The sequence below is a fragment of the Pseudomonas sp. GGS8 genome, from assembly GCF_024168645.1.
Classification (GTDB): Bacteria; Pseudomonadota; Gammaproteobacteria; order Pseudomonadales; family Pseudomonadaceae; genus Aquipseudomonas.
Window position 1 is genome coordinate 3,506,810 of the sequence record NZ_JALJWF010000001.1, and the last position, 12,651, is coordinate 3,519,460.

At 58.0% G+C, this 12,651-nt stretch carries 2 protein-coding genes; both read left to right on the plus strand.

The window, feature by feature from the left end; all coding sequences use genetic code 11:
• The first annotated feature begins 141 nt into the window (after positions 1-141).
• Complete coding sequence (locus J3D54_RS15915) at positions 142-11,430, plus strand: filamentous hemagglutinin N-terminal domain-containing protein (protein ID WP_253419876.1); 11,289 nt, start codon at positions 142-144, stop codon at positions 11,428-11,430.
• Positions 11,431-11,438: 8 nt separating this feature from the next.
• The gene (locus tag J3D54_RS15920; protein WP_253419879.1) at positions 11,439-11,807 is read left to right on the plus strand and encodes a hypothetical protein; all 369 of its coding nucleotides are present in this window, start codon (positions 11,439-11,441) and stop codon (positions 11,805-11,807) included.
• Positions 11,808-12,651: the final 844 nt, after the last annotated feature.

Sequence of the window (12,651 nt, forward strand, 5' to 3'; positions counted from 1 at the left end):
CTGGACCTTCTGCCCCAGGCGCGCACCTACCCACTTATGACGTATTCGCTCAGCAAGCGCCCCCTGCGTCTGCCGAGTCGGGACGGCTTTGTCTGTGATTTGCTCATTCCATTCTTGCCGTTCGCAACGAGATCTTTTGACATGGACGTTCGCCACTTCGCCTTCCTCGCTGGACAGCCCTCTGCTGCGGTCAAAAATCGCGAGCACTTCTGGGGCATGCCCAAGCGCGGGTTGGCGTTCCTGTTGGCCAACGTCATGTTCTGGCAGCCGATGTGGGCGCAGGCGGACGGGATCGTGGTGGCCACGCCCGGCACCAGTCTCGGGCAGGCCGGCAATGGCGTGCCGATCATCCAGATCGCCACCCCCAACGGCACGGGCCTGTCGCATAACCAGTTTCACGATTACAACGTCGGCACCCAGGGGGTGATCCTCAACAACGTCGCCAACCAGACCGGCGCCACGCAACTGGGCGGGATCATTGTCGGCAACCCGAACCTGACCAACGGGGTCGCCGCGCAAACCATCCTCAACGAAGTGGTCGGCGGCAGTCCCAGTCAGTTGCGCGGCTACACCGAAGTGGCGGGGCAGTCGGCGCGGGTCATTGTCGCCAACCCCTACGGCATCAGTTGCAACGGCTGCGGCTTCATCAACACCCCGCGAGTGACCCTGACCACCGGCAAACCGGTGCTGGACAACGGTCGTCTCGATCGCTTCCAGGTCGATCAGGGCAGCGTCACCATCGACGGCGCCGGGCTGAACGCCAACAACGTCGACCGCTTCGAAATCATCACCCGCAGCGCGAAGATCAATGCCGAGATCCAGGCCAAGAACCTGACCATCATCGCCGGTCGCAACGACGTCAATGCCGATAGCCTCAACGCTACAGCCCGTGCCGATGACGGTAGCGCCAAACCACAACTGGCGATCGACTCTTCCGCGTTGGGCGGCATGTACGCCGGGGCGATCAAACTGGTGGGCACCGAAGCCGGGGTCGGGGTGAAACTCGATGGCAACCTGGCCACCAGCGGTGGCGATATCCAGCTCGATGCCAACGGCCATCTGAGCCTTGCGCAGACTTCTGCCACAGGCGCCGTGAACGCCAAAGCCGCGAGCCTCGACGCTCGCGGCCCGGTCTACGGCGGCACCGCCGTCAACGTGCAAACCCAAGGCAACCTGACCAACCAGCAAACCCTCGCCGCCCGGGACAGCATCGCGCTGACGGCCGGCGGTGTGCTGACCAACAACGGCATCATCGAAGCCGGGGTCAATGCTGATACCAGCCGTAATGCCAATGGCGATGTGAGCCTGAGCGCGCAGAACCTTACCAACACTGGCAAAAGCGTTATCGCCAGCCGCAACCTGACGGTCAATACCGCGCAGACGTTGAATAACCAGGGCGGCACTTTAAGCGGGCAGAAAAAAACCAGCATCACTGCTACCACGCTGGATAACCAGAACAACGGCCGGGTATTGGGCAGCGGCGCTCTGGAGTTGAAAGCCTCGCAGGTGCTCAACACCCAGGGTGTCATCACCAGCAATGGCAACCTCACAGCCGCTCTCGGCCACCTGAACAACCACGATGGCGAAGTTTCCAGCGCCGGCACCACCACTATCACCGTCACGACACTGGACAACAGTGACGGCCAGGTCACGGGCGACGTTGCCCTGAACATCGGCTTGATCGGCGCCTTGAATAACCAGAACGGCGTGCTGGGTTCCGGCCAAAGCGTGAGCATCAGCGCCGCCAGCCTGGATAACAGTCATGGCGGCAGCCTGGTCAGCGACGGCAGCTTCACCGCACGCATCAATGGCTTGTTCGATAACCAGAATGGCGACCTGAGTGCCAAAGGCGTGGTCGACCTGCAAACCGGCAGCCTCGACAACCGCAATGGCAGCCTGACCGGCAAGGATCGCCTGACCCTGCGCAGCGATTCGCTGGACAACCGCACCGGCAAAGTACGCGCAGGCAAAGACCTGCAACTGACCGTCGGACAACTTGATAACCGCCAGCAAGGTCTGCTCTACAGCCAGGCGGCCATCAACTTCAACGGCACTCATCTGGATAACCGCGACGGTTTGCTCAGTGCAGCGGGGGCGGTGCAACTGCAGGCAGCCAGCGTCGACAACAGCGGCGGTCGTATCTCCAGCACAACCGATCTGACGGCCAAGGTTGCGCAATTCACCAACCAGGGCGGCGAGCTTGTCGCTCAAGGAATGTTGACCCTCAATGGCAACGGGCTCGATAACCGCAACGGCGGACTGGTAGGTGCGACAAAAGCGCTGAAACTCAACGTCGATGAGGTGGACAACCGGGGCGGCGAAATCTCCAGCGCCGTTGATGTGGCCATTGAAGGCCAAAGGCTGAACAACAGTGACAACGGCAAGGTCCTGGCCGGCACCGAGCTGGGCCTGAAAGTGGCGCAGATCATCAACCAGACCAAGGGGCTGTTGTTCGGCAAGGGCGCCACGACGGTAACGGGGCAGAGTCTGGACAACAGCGGTGGCAGCCTGGTCACTCAGCTTGGGCTGGATATCCGCCTCGACAACGCGCTAAGCAACATCGAAGGCCTGATCAGCAGTGAAGGCACCCTGACGGTCAACGCGGCGAGCCTCGACAGCACCCGCGGCAACGTGTCGAGCGCCGGCGCGTTGGCGCTGACAACGACAGGAGTGCTGAACAATCAGGGCGGGTCGATCACCACCGACAGCGGCTTGACCCTCAACAGCCAAAGCCTGAACAACAGCCAGAACGGCCTGATCAGTGGCAAGAGCGCGACCGCCGTCACCACGGGTACGTTCGACAACACTCAGGGCGGTCAATTGATCAGCGGCGATACGCTCGACCTGACCGCGACCCAGGTCAGTAATGGCGTTGCCAGCCGAATCGCCAGCGATAAGGCCCTGACCGCCAGTGTCACCGGTTTCGATCAGCAGGGCGGTCAGCTGTTCAGCAAAACCGTCCTGAGCCTGGACTTGAATCACGGCCAACTGAACAACCAGAACGGGCTGATCAATGCACCATTGCTGATGTTGAAAAATCTCAAGGACGTCAACAACCGGAACGGTGAAATCTCCAGCGCCCAGGCCTTCACACTGGCAGCCCAGAACCTGGATAACAGTAACGGCAAGCTGATCAGCAGCCAGGATTTGACGCTGCATATCGATCAACTGCTCGCCAGCATCAAGGGGCTGATTTCCGCACAGACCCTCGAGGTGCGCAGCGCGCGCCTGGACAACACCGGCGGCTTGATCAGCAGTCATGGCACCCTCGGGATGACGGTGGACGGTCAGATCGTCAATCAGGATGGCACTTTCATCGCTGACGGTGATGTGCATCTCAGAGCCGATAGCCTGGACAACACCCGTGGCCAGATCGCCGGTAAAGCCGATGTCACGGCCAACGTTGCGACCCTGAACAATCAGGGCGGTCAGTTGATCGCAACCGGTGGGCTCACCCTGACGGGCATCAACCTCGATAACCGGTTTGGCGGCCTTATCGGCGCAACCAACGCGCTGCAACTGAACGTCGAATCGGTCGACAACCGCGGTGGCGAGTTGTCGAGCAAGTCAGATGTCACGCTGATCGGCAACAGTCTGGACAACAGCGATGGCGGCCAGGTATTCGCTGAAGGCGCACTGTCCCTGACAGTCGAAAACATCATCAACCGCGCCAAAGGTCTGCTCTCGGGCAAGGCCGATCTGACATTGACCGGCCGCGATCTCGACAACAGTGGCGGCTCGCTGTTGAGTCAGAAAAACCTGAAGCTCGATCTCAAGGGTGATCTCAATAACAGCCAAGGCTTGCTCAGCGCTGAAGGCACACTCGGGGTCACAGCCGCGAGCTTGACTAACACCCAGGGCAGTGTTTCCGCGGCAGGGCCGCTGACGTTGACCACCACCGGCGCCATTCTCAACCAGGGCGGCGAGATCGTCACGGATGCTGGCATCACACTCAACAGTGCCAGCCTCGACAACCGCAATAACGGCAGCATCAGTGGCAAGGGGGCGGTGATCGTCAACACCGGTGTACTGGATAACAGCCTCACCGGTCGCTTGAACAGCGGCGCCAGTCTGGACCTGACCACCACTCAACTGACCAACCAGGACGGCGGCCGCATCGCCAGTGTCGGGGCCCTGACGGCCAGTGTCACCGGCCTGGATCAGCAAGGCGGGCAACTGTTCAGCAACACGTCTCTGACACTGGATCTGAACCAGGGTCAGTTGAACAACCAGAATGGTCTGATCAGCGCGCCGTTGTTGATGCTCAAAAACCTCACCGACGTTAATAACAACGGCGGCGAAATCTCCAGCGCCGAGGCTTTCACCATCGCTGCTCGCAGCCTGGACAACAGCAACGGCAAACTGCTGAGCAATCAGCCCCTGACCCTGCGCATCGATCAGGCACTGACCAACCTCAAAGGCCTGATCGCCGCCGCAGCACTCGACGTCAAAGCCGCCAGCCTGGACAACAGTGGCGGTACGCTGACCAGCCGCGCCAACCTCGACCTGAACCTCGACGGGCTGCTGACGAACCAGAGCCAGGGACTGATCAACGCCACCACGGGGCTGACAATCAACAGCAGCGGCCTGAATAACCAAAACGGTTCTTTGCTGGGCAGCGCCATTGCCATCGACTTCGGGGCGGCCACCGGCGACCTGAACAACGGTGCCGGCCTGATCACCATCACGGGTTTGCTGAGTCTCAAGCACCTGCGTGACCTGAACAACCGGAACGGCGAAATCTCCAGCAGCCAGAGCCTAGACCTGACAGCCCGCGCACTGGATAACAACAGCGGCAAACTGATCAGCAACAACCTGCTGACGGTCAACGCCGACACGGTACTCAACCAGGGCGGTCTGATCTCCGGCTGGCAGGGCCTGAGCCTCACCAGCAACAGCCTGGACAACCGCAACAAAGGCACATTGTCGAGTCATGACAGCGATGTGGCTGTCACCGCAAGTGGTGCCATTCTCAACAGCGGTGAAGGTGCGCTGGTCAGCCAGAAAACCTTGAGCGTCAACGCAGCAAGCCTGGACAACAGCAACGGCGGCATTCTGTCCAGCGGCGGCAACCAGACGCTGACCCTCAACGGCCTGCTGAACAACGCTCAGGGCGGTTTGATCGACAGCGGCGCAACCCTGGCGATGCAGGCGATGACCCTGGGTAATGCCGGCGGCACCGTCAACGCAAAACAGGACCTCAGTTTCACCGGCACCACACTGGATAACACCGGCGGCAATCTGATCGGCAACGGTGCCGTGACCCTCGACCTGCTCGGCGCCCTGACCAACACCAACGGCAAACTGGCCAGCGCCGGCCCACTGCTGGTGCAACGCGCCACGCAAATCAATAACCAGGGCGGTCAAATCGCCAGCCAAGGCTTGATGACGTTGCTCACCGGTGGCCTGGACAACCGCAATCTCGGCACCATCGCGGCCAATGATCTACTGACCATCACCACGGGCGGCACGGTACAGAACAGCGCCGACGGCCAGATCTACAGCCAGAATGGCGACCTGCAAATCCAGGCCGCCAGCCTCGTCAACGCCAAGGGCACTCTGCAAAGCCAGGGGGCTTTGAACCTCACCATCGGCGGCGATATCGACAACCAGAGCGGCCGCATTGTGGCCAAGGACGGCGACCTGTCGATCAAGGCCGGCAACCTCGATAACCGCGGCGGCGTGCTCGCCAGCCTGCAAGCCGCGTTCACGGCCAACCTGACCGGCGTGCTGAAAAACGGCTATGACCTGAACAACAACCGCCGCAGCGGTGTCACCCAGGCCCAGCGCCTGAACCTGACTGCGCTGGCCGGTATCGATAACTACGGCGGGCGTATCGCTGCGCAAGGCGGCGACGCGACTGTCGTCACCGGCAACTTCGACAACCGCAACGGTGGCCTCTACGCCAAAGGCAAGGTCAACGTCACCGGCAACAACTTTGACAACAGCGGCGACAATGACGGCCAGATCGCCGGTCAACAGATCGACCTCAACCTCAGCGGCGCCCTGAACAACCGACTGGGCATCATCGAGAGCGACGGTACCCTGGCGATCAAGGCTGCCAGCCTCGACAACCAGACCGGTCAACTGCGCGCCCTCGGTGACATAGGCAAAACCAGCTTCCAGATCGGTGGCCTGTTCGACAACCGCAACGGCACCCTGGAAAGCGCCAACACTGACCTGACCATGGCAGTGGGCAGTTTCCTCAACGGTGGCGGCAGTCTGCTGCACGTGGGCAACGGTACTTTCGACATTTCCACCGCCAACGTCACCGGCGCCGGTGGCACCATCGTCACTCGTGGCGGCCTGACCCTCAACGCCGACAGCTGGACCAACAGCAACGTCATCCAGGCCGGGCGCCTGAACGTCAACGTAAACAATTTCAGCCAGACGGCGAGCGGGCAACTGCTGGCCTCGGACAGCCTCGTCGGTACCGGTGGCAATTGGTACAACGACGGGTTGATTGCCAGTAGCGGCAGCCTTGCCCTTAACCTGGGCGGTGGTTATAGCGGCAACGGCGGCGTGAGCAGTGTCGGTAGTCTTGGGCTGAGTGCTGCGCAGATCGACCTTACCTCCATGGCCAGCATCACCGCCGGCACGACCGGAAGCATCAGCAGCAGTGGCAGTCTGACGAACTTCGGCCGCCTCACCTCGGCTGGGGCACTGACCGTCAACGCGGCCTATCTGAAGAACCAGGGAACCCTTGGTAGCGGCGCAAACTTACAAGTGAACGCCACTTCGCTGCTCAACCAGAACGGGCTGATCTTCAGCGGCGGCGACATGGCGTTGCGGGTGAATGACTTCACCAACCGTTATGCGGATGTGTATAGCCTCGGCAACATCAGTATCGCCAGGGATGACAGCAATGGATTGAGTGCGTCGATCTCCAACATATCGGCGACTATCGAAAGTACTGGCGACCTGAGCCTGGCGGCCGCATATATCGAGAACCGCAAGGACGTGTTCCAGGCTACGGGCGGGTTGGTCTCCGGCTATATCGGGGTGCAATGCTACACCTGCTCTGCATTTGACCCACTCGTTGGATTTCAGACCGATAGTCATCTGGTTTGGGTGGAAAACTATACGTCTCGGATCGTCCAGGATTCGGCGTCGGCCAGTATGACGGCAGGACACAATTTTCTGGGCCGCGGCGGAGATTTTCTCAATCAGGCCTCGACGGTTAGCGCCGGCGGCAACTTGACCATGAACCTGCAGACGTTCACCAATCAGGGGGCCTCTGTTGGCGACTATAGCGTCCTACGTTCGTTTGCCTCCCCCGGAGATGAGCAAAAATATTTGGGTTTCTGGCACTCGATCATGGATTACAACGCCGCTAATGACCCTTCCTATGACTCCGGTATTTTGGGTTATGCAGAGGCAGGGGGGGGAGGGCCATTTATTCACCCTAATTTGCATCTTTGGACCAGTGACAATGTCGAATCCCTGAGCCGTGTATTGGAAAAAGGTGGAGCTCGGGAGGGTAGCGCCTGGATTCACTTCGGCTCGATAAATGTTGAATATGGTGGCGGCTATGAGGAGTTTACCTCGCCTCACTACAGCAGCGATGGAGTACGAGCTCCAGCGCCAGACGCGGTTCAGAATGCGGCTTTCTTCGAAAATACGGTGACCTATAGCAACCCGTCTACTTACGCCAACGCGGTGGTGCAAGCCGGTGGCGCAGTTAACATCACCGCGTCGCAAAATCTCACCAATAGCGTGGTCCGTGAGGGAGTGGTCATTGGCTCCGGCGTATCACGTGTTGGCTCGACCCAGCTCAGTGGACAGCCCGCGCCGACTATCGTCAACCTCAACGCCCAACTACCGCCCAACCTGGCCCAACAGCAAGTCAACCCGCTGGCCTTGCCTGGCTTCGCTCTGCCCACCGGGCAAAACGGCCTGTTCCGCCTTAGCGGCCAAGACAGCAGCACGCCAGCGGCCAGCGGTCCGCAAAGCTGGACCATGGGCGGCGGCAGCGTCAGCACGACCCAGCGTGAGCAACCAGTTTCCAGCGTCCAGCCACGGAACATTCTACCGGTCAGCAACACTCAGGCCTCCGCCAGCAGCGTTGACCTGAAGCCTGTTGATTATGTGGCGTCGAACGTGGGCGTTGGCGCCAGCGCGATCAACGTCAGCGCACCGGCTGCCAATTCAACCGGCTCGGCACTACCGGGTCGTTCCACGGCCTTTACCATCAATCGCGTCCAAGGGTTGCCGGCCAGCAGCGGTCAGTCCAAACCGCAGAAATACCTGATCGAAACCAACCCGGTACTCACCGACCTCAAGCAATTCATGAGCTCGGATTACCTGTTGTCGAACCTGGGTTACGACCCCGACCAAAGTGCCAAGCGTCTGGGAGATGGCCTTTATGAACAACGCCTGATCCAGCAAGCGGTAGTGGCTCGTACCGGTCAGCGCTTCATCGATGGCCAGACCAGCGACGAAGGCTTGTTCAAATATTTGATGAACAACGCCATCGCCAGCAAAACAGAGCTCAACCTGTCGTTGGGCGTCAGCCTGACCTCCGAACAAGTCGCAGCCCTGACCCATGACATTGTCTGGATGGAAAACGCCGAGGTGAACGGCGAGCAAGTGCTGGTGCCGGTGCTGTACCTGGCCAACGCCAACAATCGCCTGGCCGCCAACGGTGCCTTGATCCAGGGCAGCGACGTGACCCTGATCGCCGGCAAAGACCTGAATAATGCTGGCACCTTGCGCGCCTCCAACAACCTGTCGGCCACGGCCACCAACGACCTGGTCAACAGCGGCCTGGTGGAAGCCGGCAATCGGCTCGACCTGAAAGCCGGCAACAACATAGTCAACAAGGCCGGCGGCATCATCGCCGGCCGTGATGTCTCGCTGACCGCCACCCGGGGCGACGTGATCAACGAACGCACCGTCACCACTCATGAAAGTGGCAGCGGTTATCGCGACGAGCGCACGGACTTCGTCGATAACGCGGCCCGCATCGAAGCCGGACACTCGCTCACCCTCAACGCCGGACGCGATATCAATAACGTTGGCGGCGTGCTGAAAAGTGGTGCTGATACCACGATCACCGCCGGTCGTGACGTCAATCTCACTTCAGCCGAACAGATCGTCAGCGGCGAGCGGGGTCAGCATCGTGATCAGACCATTACCCAATATGGCTCAGACATCGATGTAGGGCAGGACCTGAAGGTCAATGCCGGACGGGATATCACCGCTATAGCCAGTCAGATCGACGCCAAGCGCGATGTGAGCATGAGCGCTGTCGGCGACTTGACCCTGGCCTCGGCGGCGGATGAGCAGCACTCGTACAGCAAGAGCAAGAAGATTACCAGCCAGCAAGATCATGTCCATCAGGTAGCCACCACCGTTACAGCAGGCGGCAATGTTGCGCTGAGCGCGGGTAACGACCTGACGCTTATCTCCAGCAAGATCGCCGCGGGGGACGAAGCCTACCTGGTGGCCGGCGATAAACTTCAGTTGCTGGCCGCGCAAGACAGCGATTATTCGCTGTACGACATGAAGAAAAAGGGTGGTTTCGGTAGCCTGAAGACCCAGCATGATGAAGTCACTGACGTAAAAAACGTGGGTAGTGAGATCCAGACCGGCGGTTCTTTGGCTCTGATCAGCGTTGGCGACCAGCGGTACCAAGGCGCCAAGCTCAACAGTGGTGGAGACCTGAACCTGAGCAGTGGAGGGAGCATCACCTTCGAAGCCGTCAAGGACCTGCATGACGAAAGCCACACCAAAAGTGATAACAACGCGTTCTGGGTATCAGCCAAAGGCAAAGGCAACACTGACGAGACCTTGCGCCAGAGTGAGTTGACCGCACAGGGGCAGGTGACGATTAACGCTGTCAACGGCCTGCACATCGACCTCAAGCAGATCGATCAAGACACGGTTGCACAAAGCATCGATGCGATGGTCAAGGCCGATCCGAGTCTGGCCTGGATAAAAGACGCCGAACAGCGCGGTGATGTCGACTGGCGCCAGGTCAAGGAAATCCACGAGTCCTTTAAGTACAACACTTCGGGTCTTGGACCCGCATCGAAGGTGATCATCGCGATCCTCATGTCAGCCATTCTCGGCCCTGCCGGGCTGGGCCTGGGCGGGGTAGAGGGGGCGGCAGAGATCAGCCTGGCCACTACGGCAGTCACCAGTCTTATCGATGAAAAAGGCAATCTGGGCAGTGCGCTGAAGGACACCTTCAGCTCGGGTAGTTTGAAAAACGCGGCAGTCGCTGGCATTACCGCCGGAGTACTGGATTATGCCGACACCAACTGGTTCGGAGATGCCGGGGGCTCCACCGTCACCAGCGCCGGACCGCTTCAAGACGCCAATTACACAAGTGACATGCTCAGTTGGAGCAATGCTGAGCAGGCCTTACTGCGCGCTGGTGGGCATGCCCTGATCAACGGTGGGATTTCTACGGTGATCAATGGCGGAAGCTTCGGTAAGAATCTGAGTAGCGCGGCCTTGGGAGAGGCCATTAATCTTGGTGCGGCAGCCGGTAACAAAGTCATCGGCGATATAACGAATGACATCTCGAGCAAATTGGTCATGCATGCCTTGCTCGGTGGCTTGCTATCGAAAGCTGCAGGTCAGGATTTTGCCAGTGGTGTTGTCGCTGGCGGCGTGGCCGAAGGCCTGACACCACTGGTCAATGCCGCGTTGTCCAACTATGTCAGCAAGATTTTTGACGCGAACAACCTGAGCCTCCAGGGTAGCCAGGCCAAAATCACCACGGCGCAATTGATTGGCTTGGTTTCGGGGGCGATGGCCGGCGGTGATCCCAATATCGGCGCGTTGATCGGTGGGACGGCGGAGAAGTACAACGATCAAGGGCACCCGTTTACCGATCCTACAGTGCTGTTTGGTGATGACGGCGCGCCTCTGCAAGGCGGCATGACTGCGCTGGATAAGGCTAAGGCACAGTTGTCATTGGCGATCTTGTTTACGTTGGTTCCGGAGCTTTTTTCGGAAGGGTTTATAGCCAAGATTGGCACAATGTTCAACGAGATGGGGGAGGGTGCGGGTGTAGGGGTAACGGCGTCGGGAGGTGGAGCTGCAGTTGACGCGGGTGCAAGCGCAAGCACAGGTGCAGGTGCAGGTGAGACTATACTGGGAGAGGCGGGTGAGAATGCTGGTGCAAAAGGCATTGATAAAATTTTTGAAACCGGTCGCACGCCAAAAGCAAGTGAGTTAAAGGAGTACGCGGAGGCTCAAGGCTGGAAACCCTCTCAGACCGATGGTGGCCCCCTCAAATACGTTGACGAGAATGGCATTCCTCGTGTGACAATCAAACAAGGTAGCTCGCGCGCGCCAGGAAGTTCTGATCCACATGTTGAGTTCAAGGACGCCACAGGCCAAAGAACCGATGCCTTTGGTAATCCGGTAACTAGGAAAAGCCCAGGAAATCACACAAAAATTGACTTCGATCTTTGAGAGCAGACATGGACTATTATGAAATTCTATCGCTCTCAAATTTTTATCTCGAAGATAGCTACGTTTTGTCGATTGATGAGATAGAAGGATCACTGATTTTTGAACTGGAAGCTGTTCTTACTAAGAATCACCCGCAATATGAAGAACCTAAAAATGGAGAGCAGTACTGCTATCGCAAGGTTTTATTGCGGTTTTTTAGCGCGGACTCTATCGAATGGCTTGATAGGAGACTCATAGGGTTTGTAGATAGGACAGGTGATTTGGACTATGGAAATATAGACAGCTTTGTTAAAGATGATGGGGCTTACATTCTGTCTGGCGATTGGGGGCGGGTCATAATTCGGGGAGGTGAGGTAGAAGCGGTTATCACTGATTAGTAGGTGCAAAAGTTAGCGGCGTTGTACCCGCTCCAGGCGATCAAGACTTCAGCGGTCCAATTCCAGTATCCCCGTAAAAAACAGCCTCTAGTTGGTAGGGGAGTGGTGCTTATGTTGGTGTAGATAAATACACCGATACCACTATCAGTGAAGGGACTTTAGTGGTTGGAGCTGTGCCTGGTCAGTCACCGTACTACACAACCATCCACGGCTTTGAAAGCACCGATGGTACGGCTAAGGGTTATTATGAGGGCTTGCAGATTCAGCCTAACTTGACGAATATTGCGTATCCACCATATCGAAATGGAGTAACAATCTATAAGGTAACCAGCGATGTTAAAATTGGTGCGGGCAACGCTTCGGCAAATCCACAGTTCGGAATAGGTGGCGTAGAACAGGTATTTATTCCGAATTTTGAAAATGTGCTGGTACCTCTATATTCGATTCCATTTAGGAACTAACATCATGTCAGAATTAACTTATCTAAAAAAGTGGTAGTGTGATTCTTGATGGGTTTAAAGAAATAAGGTCGGGGCTTTCTGCGCTCGAAACTATGGAGCGGGGGGGTGGTATTTGATCGTGAAGTCGATTTTAAAAATGGTTGGGTTATGCGTGCTAGTAATTCGCACGTTATCCTCGGCTATAAGGTTAATGTGAGTTTCAACTTTTTAATGATAGTCTTGAAGCTTTTGGTTTTTCTTTGGCTGATGAGGATTTAGAGGGGCTAAAGAAGAAACATGATTATATTTTATTGGAATAATTGGGTCCCCCCCCCCCCCCCCCCCCCCCCCCGGAGAAAGAATAAAGTTATGATGGTCTACGAGTTTTCTTGGGGGACTATAAC